This is a genomic window from Allobosea sp. WAO, from assembly GCF_001509835.1.
In the GTDB taxonomy this organism is placed as follows: Bacteria; Pseudomonadota; Alphaproteobacteria; order Rhizobiales; family Beijerinckiaceae; genus Allobosea.
Genome location: NZ_JXTJ01000016.1, coordinates 82,164 through 97,327, shown reverse-complemented (window position 1 = coordinate 97,327; position 15,164 = coordinate 82,164). Strand labels below are relative to the sequence as shown.

The 15,164-nt window shown below is 66.9% G+C and carries 16 protein-coding genes; 14 read left to right on the top strand and 2 right to left on the bottom strand.

The genetic code is table 11. The annotated features are described in order from the left end of the window. Nucleotides 1-108: 108 nt before the first annotated feature. The gene (locus DK26_RS24630) at nt 109-1,134 is read right to left on the bottom strand and encodes an ABC transporter substrate-binding protein (RefSeq protein ID WP_066478450.1); all 1,026 of its coding nucleotides are present in this window, start codon (nt 1,132-1,134) and stop codon (nt 109-111) included. Between the two features lie 155 nt (nt 1,135-1,289). On the opposite strand from DK26_RS24630, the gene DK26_RS24625 reads away from it, so the two are divergent. From DK26_RS24625 to DK26_RS24595, 7 genes are all read left to right on the top strand, one after another. Next, entirely contained in the window at nt 1,290-1,760 is a 471-nt protein-coding gene (locus DK26_RS24625) for an Lrp/AsnC family transcriptional regulator (protein WP_066478449.1), read from the top strand. A 150-nt stretch (nt 1,761-1,910) separates the two neighbouring features. Then, nucleotides 1,911-2,330, top strand: coding sequence for a GNAT family N-acetyltransferase (locus tag DK26_RS24620; RefSeq protein ID WP_184231609.1), 420 nt, complete (start codon nt 1,911-1,913; stop codon nt 2,328-2,330). A 172-nt stretch (nt 2,331-2,502) separates the two neighbouring features. Continuing rightward, nucleotides 2,503-2,991 (top strand): GNAT family N-acetyltransferase, encoded by a 489-nt coding sequence (locus DK26_RS24615; RefSeq protein ID WP_066478447.1) that lies wholly within the window; start codon nt 2,503-2,505, stop codon nt 2,989-2,991. Nucleotides 2,992-3,144: 153 nt separating this feature from the next. Further along, nucleotides 3,145-3,831 (top strand): fumarylacetoacetate hydrolase family protein, encoded by a 687-nt coding sequence (locus DK26_RS24610; protein WP_066478445.1) that lies wholly within the window; start codon nt 3,145-3,147, stop codon nt 3,829-3,831. A gap of 25 nt (nt 3,832-3,856) precedes the next feature. Further along, nucleotides 3,857-4,786, top strand: a complete 930-nt coding sequence (locus tag DK26_RS24605; protein WP_066478443.1) for a dihydrodipicolinate synthase family protein — start codon at nt 3,857-3,859, stop codon at nt 4,784-4,786. Nucleotides 4,787-5,069: 283 nt separating this feature from the next. Then, a complete protein-coding gene (locus DK26_RS24600; protein WP_066478441.1) occupies nt 5,070-6,599 on the top strand; it encodes an MFS transporter in 1,530 nt (509 codons plus the stop codon). Between the two features lie 210 nt (nt 6,600-6,809). Beyond that, nucleotides 6,810-7,958: an NADH:flavin oxidoreductase/NADH oxidase gene (locus tag DK26_RS24595; RefSeq protein WP_211200561.1), complete on the top strand. Its 1,149-nt coding sequence runs from the start codon at nt 6,810-6,812 to the stop codon at nt 7,956-7,958. 4 nt (nt 7,959-7,962) lie between these two features. Here the strand turns inward: DK26_RS24595 and DK26_RS24590 are convergent, their stop codons facing one another. Beyond that, entirely contained in the window at nt 7,963-8,847 is an 885-nt protein-coding gene (locus DK26_RS24590; RefSeq protein WP_066478440.1) for a LysR family transcriptional regulator, read from the bottom strand. A 117-nt stretch (nt 8,848-8,964) separates the two neighbouring features. Here DK26_RS24590 and DK26_RS24585 point away from each other — a divergent pair, with 117 nt between their 5' ends. The 7 genes from DK26_RS24585 to DK26_RS24555 all read left to right on the top strand — a co-directional run bounded on the left by DK26_RS24585 (nt 8,965) and on the right by DK26_RS24555 (nt 15,155). Further along, nucleotides 8,965-9,774: a putative hydro-lyase gene (locus DK26_RS24585; protein ID WP_083533575.1), complete on the top strand. Its 810-nt coding sequence runs from the start codon at nt 8,965-8,967 to the stop codon at nt 9,772-9,774. Beyond that, nucleotides 9,771-10,202, top strand: a complete 432-nt coding sequence (locus tag DK26_RS24580; RefSeq protein ID WP_184231608.1) for a cupin domain-containing protein — start codon at nt 9,771-9,773, stop codon at nt 10,200-10,202. The genes DK26_RS24585 and DK26_RS24580 overlap by 4 nt, the downstream gene beginning before the upstream one ends. Next, the gene (locus tag DK26_RS24575) at nt 10,199-11,272 is read left to right on the top strand and encodes a TRAP transporter substrate-binding protein (protein ID WP_066478438.1); all 1,074 of its coding nucleotides are present in this window, start codon (nt 10,199-10,201) and stop codon (nt 11,270-11,272) included. The genes DK26_RS24580 and DK26_RS24575 overlap by 4 nt, the downstream gene beginning before the upstream one ends. Nucleotides 11,273-11,372: 100 nt before the next feature. Then, the gene (locus tag DK26_RS24570) at nt 11,373-12,443 is read left to right on the top strand and encodes a TRAP transporter substrate-binding protein (protein ID WP_184231607.1); all 1,071 of its coding nucleotides are present in this window, start codon (nt 11,373-11,375) and stop codon (nt 12,441-12,443) included. A gap of 14 nt (nt 12,444-12,457) precedes the next feature. Then, complete coding sequence (locus DK26_RS24565) at nt 12,458-13,099, top strand: TRAP transporter small permease (RefSeq protein WP_083533572.1); 642 nt, start codon at nt 12,458-12,460, stop codon at nt 13,097-13,099. Then, the gene (locus DK26_RS24560; RefSeq protein ID WP_066478433.1) at nt 13,096-14,475 is read left to right on the top strand and encodes a TRAP transporter large permease subunit; all 1,380 of its coding nucleotides are present in this window, start codon (nt 13,096-13,098) and stop codon (nt 14,473-14,475) included. The genes DK26_RS24565 and DK26_RS24560 overlap by 4 nt, the downstream gene beginning before the upstream one ends. Nucleotides 14,476-14,477: 2 nt before the next feature. Beyond that, on the top strand, nt 14,478-15,155 hold the full coding sequence (locus tag DK26_RS24555) for a DUF2848 domain-containing protein (protein WP_066478431.1): 678 nt from the start codon (nt 14,478-14,480) through the stop codon (nt 15,153-15,155). Nucleotides 15,156-15,164: the final 9 nt, after the last annotated feature.

Genomic DNA, 15,164 nt, shown 5'->3' with positions numbered 1-15,164 from the left:
ATGGTCCAGGAGGCTCCGGCAGGAGCTGGGCCGTCCTTCGAGACGCGATCCCTACGGATCGCTCCTCAGGATGAGGGATGTCTTCAGTGCGACAATCTCGCGACCGCCTCAGCCGGCTGCCTTGAGGGCGCGCTCGTAGAACTGCGTCTCGAACAGGCCGTCGAAGGGCAGCTCCTTCTCCAACGAGCCGAGCTTGACCTGATAGGCCTGCATGGCGCGGGCAGGCTCGATGATCTTGCGCGGGTCGATCTCGAACCTGCTCGCCGGCGAGACGAGCGCCTTCTGGATCAAGGCGGGGTCGACGATGCCCTTGCCGAGCGCGGCGCCGACATGGGGAGCGGCCTTGTCCGGCGACTTGACCAGCAGGTCGGCGGCGCGGACCAGCCCGTTGACCAGCTTCTGCACTGCGTCGGGGTTCTTGGTGACGAAATTGCCGGAGGCAGCGACGACCGTGCCGGGCTGGCCGGGGAACAGCTCCTCGCCGCCGGCGATCAGCTTGATGCCGGGATTGCGGGTCTGCACGATGGTCAGGGCGGGCTCGCGCACGATCGCCCCTTCGACCGCGCCGGCGAGCACCGCCTGCTGCGTCGCGTCGATGCCCATCGGCACGATCTCGACATCGGCCTTGTCGGCCTTGGCGACCTCCCAGAGCCAGTATTGCAGCACGGTGTTGGGCACCGAGCCGGCCGGCTGGGTCGCGAGCCGCGCCACCTTGCCGGTCGCGGCCTTGTGCGCCTTGAAGGCTGCGGCCGCACTCGTGTTGGGGGTGAAGAACTTGGCCAGCGCCGGCGCCGCGACGAAAACGTTCTCGCCGGTCGCGGTCGAGGCGACGACGCGGATGTCGACGCCGCGCGAGCGGGCGACGGCGAGCGGCGCGACGCCGGCGACATAAAGGTCGATCGTGCCCGAGGCGAGCGCCTGGATCATGTTCGGGCCGGATTCGAAGACGGTGAAGGCGGGCTCGATCCCGGCCTGCTTCAACCAGCCCTCGCCATTGGCGACGAAGATCGGGGCGGTGCCGATGATTGGGATGTAGCCGATGCGGGCGGGGATGGCGGCCTGGGCGCGCGCGCCGGCGAAGGGCGCCGCGGCGAGCAGCGAAGTGCCGGCGAACAGGAACTGGCGGCGATCCATGGCTTAATCCCTCGATCAACGTGTGTATTTGAGCCTATTGACGTCTGATAAAAGGATTTTCTATCTAAAGACAAGAAGTCACCGGCAAAAAGAAGTATCTTCTGATTGATCCGGTTCAGAGAGATAATTCATCTCAAAATCCAGAGGCCGAAAGAATGGATGCGATCGACCGTAAGATTCTCACCGTCCTGCAGGCGGACGCCAACATCTCGATCGCCGAGCTGGCCGACCGGGTCGGCCTGTCGCAGACCCCGTGCTGGAAGCGCATCCAGCGCCTGGAGCAGTCCGGGGTCATCACCAAGCGCGTCGCTCTGGTGGCGCCGGAGCGGATCGGGCTCGGGCTGACCGTCTTCGTCCAGATCGAGACGGCCGATCACTCCGGCCCCTGGCTGGAGAAGTTCGCCCAAAGCGTCGCAGCGATGCCGGAGGTGATGGAGTTTTATCGGATGGCTGGCGACGTCGATTACATGCTGCGCGTCGTCGTCGCCGACATGGCGGCCTATGACGGCTTCTACAAGAAGCTGATCGAGACGATTCCGTTGAAGAACGTCACTTCGCGCTTCGCCATGGAGCGGATCAAGGCGACCACCGCCTACAAGGTGCCGGACCTGCCGAAGGCGTCGTGACGGCGGAGCCTGTGGCGCTGTCATGCCGCAGGGCTTTTCAAGTCCGATAAGATCTGTTTAGAAGCTCGCCCTTCTTGAGCGAGCTTTCTGCAGGCTATGAGTAAAGTATGCAATCTTCCTGACCTGCGGCAGGCGCAAGTATCGGACAGGATGATCCTCAAGGAAATGCTTGGGTCGTATCTGTCTGAGCTATCGGTCTTTGGCGAAGTGGGAGACGGGTACCCCTATTTCGACGCCTATTGGCAGGAGCCGGAGGGCAGGTGGCCGTACCTCTTTCTGGAAGGGGAGGTTCCGGTCGGGTTCGCGCTGGTGCGCGCGTCTGAAGAGGCCGGGGTCGATTTCTCTATGGCCGAGTTTTCGATCGTGCCGGGCGCGCGCCGCCATGGCTATGGGCGCAAGATGGCTGCCGCGTTGATGCGCAGGCATCCCGGCTCCTGGCATGTCGCGATCATGGCGGGCAACGAGCCGGCGCGGGCGTTCTGGCCGAAGGCGATCGCGGCGGCCGGCGCGCAGCGCGTGCGGCACGGCCTCGACGAGGACGGCCCGTTCTATCGCTTCACCGTCAGCTAGCGCTTGCCGGCGGCGCCAGCGGGCGTCTTCCGTTCCGCGATTGGCAATGCCGGCGACGCCTGCACAGCAAAAAAAATGCCACCGGCGCACCTTCTCGCGCGGCCTTGGCCGGCGGTGAGGCTGCATCGGGACAAGCCCCAGTTTCTTCGCTGACCCCAGATGAGTGCTGTCTATGCCTACTGTTCCCGCCGATGCGCAGGTCACCTTCCGCCGTGTCACATCAGCCAATGTCTCCGAGATCTGCGAGCTCAGCGAAACGCTTACCGATGAGCAGCGGGACTTCGTCGCCGACAACGGCGTGTCGATCGCGGAAGGGTTTTGTTCGGAATCGGCCTGGTTTCGCGGGATCTATGCGGACGAGACCCTGATCGGCTTCGCCATGGTGCATGACGGGTCGGATTGGGATGACGGGATCGATTGTCCCGGCCCCTATCTCTGGCGCTTCATGATCGCGCGGCCGTACCAGAGCAGCGGCTTCGGAAGACGGGCGATCCTCCAGATCGCCGATCGCCTGCGGGCTCGAGGGATCAGGGAACTCTATACGAGCTATGGTCTTGGGGCCGGCAGCCCGCAGGCATTCTACGAGAAGCTTGGCTTTTATCCGACCGGCGGCATGTTCGACGAGGAAGTCGAGGTCGTCCTCAGCCTTGCTGAACGGTGAGGGGAGCGAAGTGCCGGGGGCGAGGGTGAGGCCATTCGGCTCGCGCCGGGTGGATTGAGCGCCATGCAGCCCCGCCCCCAGCCAGGCGGCACTTGCCCCGAGGTTCTCCCTCGCCCATGAAGCGAGCGAGAGCGCCATAAGGGGAACGCCGCCATGTCCAGCTATGTCATCGATCCGCCGAAGGCCGCCGCCGTGCCGGTCGCCGGCGGAGGGCATTTCCCGGTGCGCCGCATCTTCTGCGTCGGGCGCAACTACGCCGAGCATACCCGCGAGATGGGCGGCGATCCCGATCGCGAGGAACCCTTCTTCTTCACCAAGCCATCCGACGCCGTGCTGACCGGCGGCGCCGACATGCCCTATCCGACCAAGACCGCCGACCTGCACCACGAGATGGAGCTCGTCGTCGCGATCGGGAAGGGCGGCAAGGACATTGCCGAGGCCGATGCGCTCGGCCATGTCTTCGGCTATGCCGCCGGCCTCGACATGACCCGCCGCGATCTGCAGGCCGCCGCCAAGAAGGCCGGCCGCCCCTGGGACATGTCCAAGGGCTTCGACCTTTCGGCGCCGATCGGCGAGATTGTGCCGGCGGCCAAGGCCGGTCACCCCGCTGCCGGGTTGATCGAGCTCAAGGTCAACGGCAAGGTCCGCCAGACCTCCGACCTCGCCAAGCAGATCTGGAACGTGCCCGAGACCATCGCCTATCTCTCAGGCCTCGTCGAACTCGCGCCCGGCGACCTGATCATGACCGGCACGCCGGAAGGCGTCGCGGCCGTGGTGAAGGGCGATCTGCTCGAAGGCTCCATTGCCGGCGTCGGCAGCATCCGCACCCGCATCGTCTGACCAAGACCTCCGAAGGAACCCGATCATGCGCCTGACCCCCGAAGCCAGCGGCGTCTTCCCGATCGCCCCGACGCCGTTCATGCCGGATGGCGCCGTGGACTGGAAGTCGGCCGACAAGCTCTTCGAGTTCTACGCCGACATCGGCTCGGATGGCGTTACCGTGCTCGGCATCATGGGCGAGGCGCCCAAGCTCGAGCCGGAGGAGTCGGTCGGCCTCGTCAAGCGGGCGGTCGCCAAGATGGACGGAAAGCCGATCATCGTCGGTGTCTCGGCGCCTGGCTTCGCGGCGATGCGGTCGCTCGCCCGCCAGGTGATGGATCTCGGCGCCGGCGGCGTGATGATCGCGCCGCCGCCTTCGCTGCGCACCGACGATCAGATCACCGGCTACTACGCCCAGGCGGTCGAGGCGATCGGCACCGACATCCCCTTCGTCATCCAGGACTATCCGCTGACGCTCTCGGTGGTGATGACGCCGGCCGTGATCCGCAAGATCATCCAGGACAACCCGTCCTGCGTGATGCTGAAGCATGAGGACTGGCCGGGCCTGGAGAAGATCTCGGCCCTGCGCAAGTTCGAGGCCGAGGGCAGCCTGCGTCATGTCTCGATCGTCACCGGCAATGGCGGCATCTTCCTCGATTTCGAGATGGAGCGCGGTGTCGACGGCGCCAATACCGGCTACGCCTTCCCCGAGCTGCTGATCGATGTCGTCAAGCTGAGCAAGGCCGGCAAGCGCGACGAGGCGCATGACATCTTCGACGCGCATCTGCCGCTGATGCGCTACGAGCAGCAGCAGGGCGTCGGCCTCGCCGTGCGCAAATACACCATGATGAAGCGCGGCATCCTCGCCCATGACGCCCAGCGCAAGCCGGGCTCTGCCCTTTCCGCCGCGGCGAAGGCCGAGGTCGACTACCTGCTCGCCCGCCTCGCCAAGCACGATCCGCGCGCCGATATCTGAGCGCGCGGCAGGACCAGATCACCGTCATGATGAGGGCGTTCCGGTCGCATCCGGAGCGCCCCCATTGCTGTTGGGCGCGGGATGCCGGCGCAACCGGCGATTGCTGGCCTCTCTTTCAGTGTCGGATTCGCGCAACCCCGTGCGTCCTTGCCGCGGGGCGGCGCAAGATTCGGCGAAAGCCGGGCTAACGTTGCGACGTCCTGACAATAGGTGACAGGAGCTGCCGTCAGAGCGAGCGCCCCCCGCGGCAGGTCCGCGGGTGACCGGCTTGATGAGGCAAGGCATGGAAACGACAGCGACCCACCGCAAGGCGACGAAACGCGAATGGGTCGGGCTGGCCGTGATCGCATTGCCTTGCCTGCTCTATGCGATGGACCTGACGGTGCTCAACCTGGCGGTGCCGCATCTCACCGCCGACCTCAAGCCGAGCGCCTCGCAGCTGCTCTGGATCGTCGACATCTACGGCTTCATGGTCGCGGGCGCGCTCGTCACCATGGGGACGCTGGGCGACCGGATCGGCCGGCGCAAGCTCTTGCTGATCGGCGCTGCGGCTTTCGGCGTCGCCTCGGTCATTGCCGCCTTCTCGACCAGCGCGCCGATGCTGATCGCAACGCGGGCTCTGCTCGGCCTTGCCGGCGCGACGCTCGCGCCGTCGACGCTGTCGCTGATCCGCAGCATGTTCGAGGATCCCGACGAGCGCCGCTTCGCCATCGGCATCTGGATCTCCAGCTTCTCGGCAGGCGGCGCCATCGGCCCGCTGGCCGGCGGACTCCTGCTCGAGCATTTCTGGTGGGGCTCGGTCTTCCTCGCCAATGTGCCGGTGATGCTGCTGCTGCTGATCCTCGGCCCGCTGCTCCTGCCCGAGTACAAGGACCCCGATGCCGGCAGCATCGACCTGCCGAGCGCTGTGCTCTCGGTCGTGTCCGTTCTGGCTCTGATCTACGGGCTGAAGCGCATCGCCGAGGACGGCTTCGCCTGGCTGCCGGTCGCGGTCATGCTCGCGGGCTTTGCCATCGGCGTCGTCTTCCTGCGCCGGCAGGAGCGGCTCGCCGATCCCTTCGTCGATCTCAGCCTGTTCCGCAGCGCGGCCTTCCGTGTCGCGCTCGCGATCAACGTGCTCGGCTTCTTCTTCCTGTTCGGCATCTTCCTGTTCGTCGCGCAGTATCTGCAGCTCGTCGCCGGTTTCTCGCCGCTGGTCGCCGGGCTCTACACACTGCCTTCGGCGCTCGCCTTCATCGTCGGCTCGATGTTCGTGCCGGCGCTGGCGGGGCGCCTGCGCGTGCGCCAGATCATGGTGGCGGGCCTCGTCGTCGCGGCGCTCGGCTTCCTGATCATGACGCAGATCACGGCCGGCAGCTCGATTGCGGTCATCGTCGTCGGCTCGGTGGTGTTCTCGCTCGGCTTCACCCCGGTCGTGGCGCTGACGACGGACCTCGTCGTCTCCGCCGCGCCGCCGGAGCGTGCCGGCTCGGCCGCCGCCCTGTCGGAGACCAGCATCGAGCTTGGCGGCGCGCTCGGTATTGCGATCCTCGGCAGTGCCGCGACCGCGATCTACCGGGTGCAGATGGCGGCTTCGGTGCCGGCGGGCCTGCCGGCCGATGTCGCTGAGGCGGCGCGCGCGACGCTCGGCGGTGCCGTCATGGCCGCCCAGCAGGTGCCGGCCTATGCCGAGCCGATGCTGGGCCTCGCCCGCGAGGCGTTCACCCGCGGCATGCAGCTCAATGCCTGGCTCGCGGTGGTCGGCCTGCTGGGGACGGCGGCGCTGGCGCTCGCCTTCCTGAGAGAGCCGCAGGGGCAGGGGCACGGACACTGATACCCCGCCCGCTGCGGTCCTTGGGGGCTCGTGCCAGCGATGCGCATAGCACGATAAATCAGGCTTATCGTTCTGCATCAGAAATGAGAATTTTCTGATCTCGCTGGCCGATGCTTACATGCCGACCTAAGGGAAGCTCCGGCACCGGCTCGCGAATCTCGCAGCCGGCCGGAAAGCCCCGGCAACCGGCGACGAGATCGGACATCCAAGGTGAGCGAGCTTCTGACGACCATCGACTCCCGCATCAGCGGCGAGAATGAGCGCCGCATCCTCCGGCGCGACCCCAATCCGCATCTGTTCCGGCCGATCAGCTTTCGCTCGGTGACCTCGCGCAACCGCATTATGCTCTCGCCGATGTGCCAGTATTCGGCGGAGGATGGCCTGCCGAACGACTGGCACTTCGTCCATCTCGGCGCCCGGGCTGCCGGCGGCGCCGGCATCGTCTGCACAGAGGCGGTCCATATCGAGCCGCGCGGCCGCATCACCCGGCGTTGTCTCGGCCTCTGGAACGATGCGCAGCGCGACGCGCTCGCCCGCATCGCTGCTTTCATCGCAGCGCGGGGCGCCCTTCCCGCGGTCCAGCTCGGCCATGCCGGCCGCAAGGCGTCGGTCGGGCGGCCCTGGGAAGGAACGCGGCCGGTTCCGGAGGCGGAGGGCGGCTGGTCGGTGGTCTCGGCTTCCGGCGAACCTTACGCCAAGGGTTGGCCGGTTCCGGCGGAGCTGGACCAGGCAGGTATCGACGAAACGCTGCAGGCGCTGCGCGCCGCGACCCGCCGTGCGCGCGAGGCCGGGTTCAAGATCATCGAGCTCCACGCCGCCCATGGCTACCTGATCCACCAGTTCTATTCGCCGCTCAGCAATCGCCGCAGCGACGCCTATGGCGGCTCCTTCGAGAACCGTATCCGCTACCTCCTGCAATCGATCGAGGCGGTGAGGGCGGAGTGGCCGGACGAGCTGCCGCTCTTCATCAGGCTCTCGGCCAGCGACTGGGTCGAAGGTGGCTGGACGATCGAGGACAGCGTCAGGCTGGCGTGCCTGCTGAAGGCGCTCGGCACGGTCGACCTGATCGACTGCTCCTCCGGCGGCAATGATCCGCGCCAGCAGATCCCGATTCATCCCGGCTATCAGGTGCCGCTGGCGCGGGAGGTCCGCACCGGCTCCGGCATCGCGACCGGGGCCGTCGGGCTGATCCACTCGCCGGACCTCGCCGAGAGCATCATCGCCAATGGCTCGGCCGACCTCGTCCTGCTCGGCAGGGCCCTGCTCGCCGACCCGGTCTGGCCGCTGCGTGCCGCCGGGGCGCTCAAGTCCAACGCCGCGAGCTGGCCGGTTCAGTACGAGCGCTCGAACATCTTCTGAGGCCTCAACGCCCGGCGGCCGAGGCTGCGGCGATCTCGAGCGCGAGGTCGATGATCCGCGTGTCGGGCGCGGCCAGCCAGCCTGCGACGAACTGCAAGTCTGGGATCGTCTGGGCGCAGCCGACCTCGACGAGCCGGCCGGCCTCGACATCCTCCGTGACGATCGAGGCCGGGATCAGCGCCACGCCGAGCCCGTCCAGCGCCATGCGAACCGCAGTCGCCATTGCGGCGCTCGCATGGATGCGGGTAGGCGGCAGATGCGGGTCGGCGAGCAACTCGCGCAGCCGCATATAGGGCTGGGTGTTGCGCGCGAAGGTGATGATCGGGAAGGCGGCGATCTCTGCCAGCGGGTTCTGTCCGGCCGAGAAGCCGAGCCGCGGGCTGGCGAAGAAGCGTATCGGCTCGTTGCGCAGCGGTTGCGAGCGGATCGAGGGCGCGCTGATCGGGCCGAGCATGAAGGCGAGGTCGATTTGCTGGCTCAGCAGACGCTCGCGCAGATTCGGCGAGATATCGACCTCGATCTCCAGCGTGATCCGCTCATAGCGCGCCGACATCGCCTCGATGAAGCGCGGCAGCCAGGTGTGGACGATGGTTTCCGCCGCGCCGAGCCGCAGCGTGCCGCGCAATTGCGAGCGGTCGGTTACCGAGGCCACCAGCTCGGTGCGCAGCCGCAGCAGGCGCTCGGCTTGGGCGAGCACCGAGCGCCCGGCCTCGGTCAGGGCGAAGGAGCGCCGTCCGCGCTCCAGCAGACGCACGCCAAGCTGGTCTTCCAATTGCGCGACGCGTTGCGAAACCGCCGGCTGGGTGGTGTTGAGGCGCGCCGCCGCGCCGCGGAAGCTCTTCAGCTGCGCCACCCAGACGAAGGTTTCGAGCGTGCGGAACTCGATCAATGGGCGCCCCTGTCGATAAGTCAGATTTATCAGCAGCGATCCCAAATGACAATTGGACGACATCGCCGGCTTCCCCCCAATATTGACGCAGAGGCACCGTCAAGGGGCACGAGGGGAATGTTGGAACAGTCGACCAGGTCGGAGCGCAGCTCCATGACCGGAGCCGAGGCGCGTCGCGCCGTGCGTGAGGGCGGGCTCTCCTGCCAGACCTCGTCGCTGGCACCCGGCTTCGTGCAGGGCAATCTCGTGGTGCTGCCGCGCGATGTCGCCGGCGATTTCCTGCGCTTCTGCCAGCGCAATCCCAAACCCTGCCCGATCATCGGCATGACCGAGCCCGGCGATCCCTACATGCCGGACCTCGGTGCTGATCTCGATCTGCGCACCGATCTGCCGCGCTACCGGGTCTGGCGCGATGGCGAGCTGGTCGAGGAGCCGACCGATCTGCTTTCGCATTGGCGCGACGATCTCGTCGGTTTCGTCATCGGCTGCAGCTTCTCCTTCGAGGAGGCGCTGCTCGCCGACGGACTGGAGGTCCGCAACGTCGCCGCAGGCGTCAACGTCTCGATGTTCAGGACCTCGATCCCGTGCGCGCCGGCCGGGCCCTTCGCCGGGCCAGTGGTGGTGACGATGCGCCCGTTCAGCCCGGCCGATGCGATCCGCGCCATCCAGATCACCTCGCGCTTTCCGTCCGTCCATGGCGCGCCGATCCATATCGGCCTGCCCGAGCAGATCGGCATCCGCGACCTGTCTAAGCCCGATTACGGCGACCCGGTCGAGGTGCGCGCGGGCGAACTCCCGGTGTTCTGGGCCTGCGGGGTGACGCCGCAGGCGGTGATCGCCGCCGCCCGGCCGCCCTTTGCGATCACGCATGCGCCGGGTGCGATGCTGGTCACCGATCTCAAGAACAGCCGGCTGTCGGTCCTGTGAGCGGCTCATCTCATCCCGGCTTCGGCGCCTTCGCGAAAGCTCATCGCGAATTCTTCGATGCGCTCGCGCCGGAGGGCTGGGAACCGGTCGCGGGCTATGCCGGCGTCGAGCAGAAGCTTCTTTCCGGCAGTCTCGACCATGCCGGACGCAGCGGAGCGATGACGCGGCTGTCGCGGTGGGCGCCCGGTGCCTTTGTCGCCGAGCCGGTGGTGCACGACTGGTGCGAGGAGGTCCTGCTGATTTCGGGATCGCTCCGCATCGGTCGTCCCGACGATCTCGGCAATTCAGAACTGCTGCCGGCCGGCTCCTATGCCTGCCGCCCGGCCCAGGTCCTGCATGGTCCGTTCTTCACCGAGGACGGCTGCCTGATGATCGAGTTCAACTACTACCCGCCGATCCCATCGACCCGACAGGAGCGCTTGCCATGAAACGACTTCGCTATGCCTCGCTCGCGACCCTCATGCTCGCCCTTGCCGGCCCGGCCTCGGCGCAGAGCCTGCCTGCCGGTCCGACCGTCAACATCCAGGCGGTGACGCAGGTCGGCCCGGCCCTGCCGCAATACACCAAGGTCGATATCCCGCTGCTGCGCGAAGGCGTGCCGAAGAAATCGGGCGGGCGCATCAACGTCACCCTGGCGAGCTGGCCGGAACGCAACCTCACCGGTCCCGAGATCATCCGCCTCGTCCGTTCCGGCCAGGTCGATATCGGCGCCGTGCCGCTGAACACCGTCTCGGGCGAGGTGCCGATGCTCGACATGGTCGATCTCGCCGGCCTCAACCCGACGGTCGGCCAGGCGCGCAAGGTTGCGCAGGCGCTGCTGCCCGAGCTCAACAAGGAGCTGGAGCGCTTCAACACGCGCATCGTCGGCATGTATCCCTTCGCCGCGCAGGTCTTCTTCTGCCGCGACAAGGTCACGAGCCTCGCCGACCTCAAGGGCAAGCGCATCCGCACCGGCGGCGGTTCGTCCAACACCTTCGTCAACTCGATCGGCGCCCAGCCGACGGCGATCGGCTTCCCCGAGGTCTACACCGCTCTTGAGCGCGGCGTCGTCGATTGCGCCATCACCGGCTCCAGCTCCGGCAACGGTGCGCGCTGGTACGAGGTCAGCCAGTCGCAATACGCGCTGCCGCTGTTCTGGTCGGTCTCGATGTATGTCGTGAACCTCAACTGGTGGAACAAGCTCGATCCGCAGGTCCGCGCCTTCCTCGAGACCACGATGAAGGAGGTCGAGGACGCCCAGTGGAAGCTCGGCGAGGAGACCACCGAGGACGGCCTCGCCTGCAACAGCGGCGACAAGGCCGGCTGTAAGATCGGCAAGGTCGTCGAAGCGAAGCCGATGGGCCTCTTCCGCCCGGTCCAGGCCGATCAGGACGTGCTCCGCACCACCCTGACCTCGGCGATCCTGCCGCAGTTCATGGAGCGTTGCGGCGCCCGCTGCGTCGAGGTCTACAACCGCGCCGTGGCGCCGATCTCCGGCGTTGCCTATCAGGCCAAGTAACACGCGTCTGATGACGCAACGGCATTAGGTCGTTGCAGGCATCGCGATTGCATCCATGATGCGTGGCCGCCGCGTCGCGGCCACGCACCGGGAGAACCATATGAGGATTTCCAGATCTCTGGCGGCGGCCTTGGCCGTGTGCGCCATCGGGACGGCTCATGCCCAGACCGTGCCGCCGGGACCGGCGGTCAACGTCACCATGGTGACGCAGCTCTCGCCGACCATCCCACAATACACCAAGGTCGACATCCCGATGCTGCGCGAGGGCATCCCGGAGAAGTCGGGAGGCCGCATCAAGGTCACGCTGGCAAGCTGGCCCGAGCGCGCGCTGACCGGCCCCGAGCTGCTGCGCGTGATCCGCTCCGGCCAGATCGACATCGGGGCGCCTGCGCTGCCGACCGTCGCCGGCGACGTGCCGATGCTGGAAATGTCCGATCTCGCCGGGCTCAACCCGTCCCATGCGCAGTCGCGCAAGGTGATCGACGCCGTGCTGCCGGAGGTGAATAAGGAGCTGGAACGCTTCGGGGTCCGCATCATCGCGACCTTCCCCTATCCGGCGCAGGTCTTCTATTGCCGCGAGCCGGTGAAGAGCCTCGCCGATCTCAAGGGCAGGCGCATCCGCACCGCCGGCGGCTCCACCAATGATTTCGTGCAGTCCTTCGGCGCCCAGCCGACGGCGATCGGCTTCCCCGAGGTCTATGGCGCGCTCGAACGCGGCATCGTCGACTGCGCCATCACCGGCACCGCGACCGGCAATGGCGCGCGCTGGTACGAGGTGACCAAGCACATGTACGCGCTGCCGGTTTCCTGGGGGAACTCTGCCTATGTCGCGAACCTCGCCTGGTGGAACAAGCTCGACCCGGCGGTGCGCGACTTCCTGCAGGCCACCTTCAAGCAGGTCGAGGACCAGCAATGGGCGCTCGGCCTGGAAGCCACCGAAGACGGCATCGCCTGCAATGCCGGCCAGAAGGAAGGCTGCAAGATCGGCCATGTCGTCGAGAACAAGCCGATGACCATCACCCGCCCGACAGATGCCGACATGGAGACGCTGCGGGCCAGCCTGCGCACCGCGGTGCTGCCGGCCTGGGTTAAGCGCTGCGGCGAGCGCTGCGGTGAAGCCTATAACCGGTTGGTCGCCCCGATCACCGGTGTCCGTTACGAAGCACGCTGAAGGGAACGGCCGCGATGCTCGATAGAATGATCGTCGCGGCCGCCTTATGTCGGCGGCTCGTGGCAAGGCTTGGCACTTTCATGGGCTATGCCGCCGGCTGGGGTTTCATCCTCTGTGCCGCCTTCATCACCTTCGACGTGCTGGCGCGTCGCTTCCTCGGCTTCTCCTCGCAGTCGACCACCGAACTGACCGGCTATGCGCTGGCCTTCGGCATCTCCTGGGCGCTCGCCCACGCGCTGACCTGCCGGGCCCATGTCCGCATCGACGTGCTGATCAACTTCCTGCCGCCGAAGATCCGCTACCCCATGCATCTGCTCAGCCTGGCGGCGCTCGCGGTCTTCATCGGCTTCGTCGCCAAGGGCGCTTGGGAACTGGTCGACGAGTCACTGCTGTTCGGCGCCACTGACATCAGCGTGCTGCGCACCCCACTCTGGATTCCCCAGGGGCTCTGGACCTTCGGCATCCTCGTCTTCCTCGTCCTGATCCTGCTGATGCTCGCGGAAAGCACCCTGCTGGTGCTGGCCGGGCGCGGCAGCGAGGCCGAGGCGCTGCTGCACCAGCGTACCTATGATGAAGAGGCGGCCGAGGCGCTGGAGGCCGTCGGTGCGGTCGATGCCATGCCTGCCGCAGCGACCGGCAAGGGAGCGACGAAATGATCGCCATCGTCTTCCTGCTCGTCCTAGTCGGCATGATGGTGGCGATGAGCTTCATGGGCATCGGCCCGGGCAACCTCCTGATCGGCGAGGTGCTGCTGCTCGTCGGCCTGTTCCTGCTGTTCTTCGGCGCCGGGATCTATATCGGCGCAGCGCTCGGCGTGCTCGGCCTGATCATCGGGTTCTCCTTTTCCGACAGGCCGTTCTGGACCTTCATCGGCCAGACCGTCTGGAACCCTTCGTCGAGCTTCGTCCTCGTCGCGGTGCCGCTCTTCCTGCTGATGGGCGAGATCCTCCTGCGCGCCGGGCTGTCCGATCGGCTCTACAAGGCGCTGAATGTCTGGCTCGACCGACTGCCCGGCGGCCTGCTGCACACCAATATCGCAGCATCCGGCGTGTTCTCGGCGATCTCGGGCTCCTCGGTCGCGACAGCTGCGACCATGGGCTCGGTCGCGCTGCCCTTCTTCAAGGGCACGCGCTACAATCCCAAGATGGTGCTCGGCTCGCTCGCCGCAGGCGGCGCGCTCGGCAACCTGATCCCGCCCGGCATCACTTTCATCATCTACGGGCTGATCACCGAGACCTCAGTCGGCGCTCTCTATCTGGCTGCCGTCGGTCCCAGCATCCTGGTCGTCGTGCTCTTCGTCCTGGTCATCCTCTGGAAGGCGAAGACCGACGCACCGCATGTCGACCCCGCGACGCCGCGGATCCCGCTTTCGGTCAAGCTGCGCAGCCTCGTCGACCTCGCGCCGACCGCGATCCTGATCCTGATCGTGCTCGGCACGATCTATGGCGGCCTCGCCACCGCGACGGAATCGGCCGCGCTCGGTGTGATCGGCGCGATCGTCTTCGCGGCGATCGAGGGCCGGCTCTCCTTCAAGATGCTGAACGACTCGGCCGAGGCGACGGCGCGCAACACCGCGCTGATCGGGCTCATCCTGTTCGGCGCCTATGTGCTGAACTACGTCTTCGTCGGCCTCGGCGTGCCGCAGGCGCTGGCCAAGCTCGTCGGCGAGATGCCGCTGCCGCCCTGGGCGGTGATGCTGCTGATCATCGGCTTCTACCTCGCGCTCGGCACCTTCATGGAGGGCTTCTCCATGGTGATCACCACGATCCCGGTGATCTTCCCGGTCGTCGTCGCGCTGGGCTACGACCCGGTCTGGTTCGGCGTCATCGTCACCATGCTGGTCGAGATCGCGCTGATCTCGCCGCCTGACGGTACCGTTCTCTACGTGCTCCAGGGCATGCGCCGCGATGGCGGCCCGATCACCGACGTCTTCTCCGGCGTCATCCCCTTCTTCCTCGTCTACATCCTGGGCGTCCTGATCCTGATGTGGTTCCCGCAACTCGCCCTTTGGCTCCCATCGGTAGTGCAATGACCATGCTTTCCTTCGACCGTTTCACCATGGCCGGCCGCGACAGGGTCGCGGTCGAGATCGACCATCTCGTCATCGCCGGCTGGGCCGGCCGCGACGAGGCGGCGCTGCGCCACCATGTCGAGGAACTCGCCGCCATCGGTGTGCCCAGGCCGAGCGCGATGCCGGTGTTCTACCGGGTCGACGCGCAGACGCTGACGCAGGCGCCAATGCTTTCCGTGCTCGGTCCGGATTCGTCCGGCGAGGTCGAACCGCTGCTGGTCTCGCTGGCCGACGGGCTCTGGCTCGGGCTCGGATCCGACCATACCGACCGCAAGGCCGAGACCTTCGGGATCGCGCTGTCGAAGCAGCTCTGCGGCAAGCCCATTGCCAGTGCACTCTGGCGGCTTGCCGAAGTCGAGGGCCATTGGGACGAGATCGAGATGCGTGCCTTCGCCGTGATCGACGGCAAGCGTGAGCTCTATCAGGAAGGCAAGCTTGCGAGCCTGCGCACGCCCGCCGACCTGATCTCGCGCAAGCCCGGCGGCGGCCTGCCTCCGGGCTCGGCGATGTTCTGCGGCACGCTAGGCGCCATCGGCGGCATTCGCCCGGCTGCCCGCTTCGAGATGGAGCTGCACGACCGCAAGCTCGGCCGCAGCATCTCGCACGGCTACGACGTCGAGGTCCTGCCGGTCGTCAGCTGAGGCAAACCG

What these genes read in the sequence shown, in the direction of transcription:
- DK26_RS24630 (WP_066478450.1), bottom strand. Translation starts at nt 1,134, where the DNA reads ATGGATCGCCGCCAGTTCCTGTTCGCCGGCACTTCGCTGCTCGCCGCG.
- DK26_RS24625 (WP_066478449.1), top strand. Translation starts at nt 1,290, where the DNA reads ATGGATGCGATCGACCGTAAGATTCTCACCGTCCTGCAGGCGGACGCC.
- DK26_RS24620 (WP_184231609.1), top strand. Translation starts at nt 1,911, where the DNA reads ATGATCCTCAAGGAAATGCTTGGGTCGTATCTGTCTGAGCTATCGGTC.
- DK26_RS24615 (WP_066478447.1), top strand. Translation starts at nt 2,503, where the DNA reads ATGCCTACTGTTCCCGCCGATGCGCAGGTCACCTTCCGCCGTGTCACA.
- DK26_RS24610 (WP_066478445.1), top strand. Translation starts at nt 3,145, where the DNA reads ATGTCCAGCTATGTCATCGATCCGCCGAAGGCCGCCGCCGTGCCGGTC.
- DK26_RS24605 (WP_066478443.1), top strand. Translation starts at nt 3,857, where the DNA reads ATGCGCCTGACCCCCGAAGCCAGCGGCGTCTTCCCGATCGCCCCGACG.
- DK26_RS24600 (WP_066478441.1), top strand. Translation starts at nt 5,070, where the DNA reads ATGGAAACGACAGCGACCCACCGCAAGGCGACGAAACGCGAATGGGTC.
- DK26_RS24585 (WP_083533575.1), top strand. Translation starts at nt 8,965, where the DNA reads ATGTTGGAACAGTCGACCAGGTCGGAGCGCAGCTCCATGACCGGAGCC.
- DK26_RS24575 (WP_066478438.1), top strand. Translation starts at nt 10,199, where the DNA reads ATGAAACGACTTCGCTATGCCTCGCTCGCGACCCTCATGCTCGCCCTT.
- DK26_RS24570 (WP_184231607.1), top strand. Translation starts at nt 11,373, where the DNA reads ATGAGGATTTCCAGATCTCTGGCGGCGGCCTTGGCCGTGTGCGCCATC.
- DK26_RS24565 (WP_083533572.1), top strand. Translation starts at nt 12,458, where the DNA reads ATGCTCGATAGAATGATCGTCGCGGCCGCCTTATGTCGGCGGCTCGTG.
- DK26_RS24560 (WP_066478433.1), top strand. Translation starts at nt 13,096, where the DNA reads ATGATCGCCATCGTCTTCCTGCTCGTCCTAGTCGGCATGATGGTGGCG.
- DK26_RS24555 (WP_066478431.1), top strand. Translation starts at nt 14,478, where the DNA reads ATGCTTTCCTTCGACCGTTTCACCATGGCCGGCCGCGACAGGGTCGCG.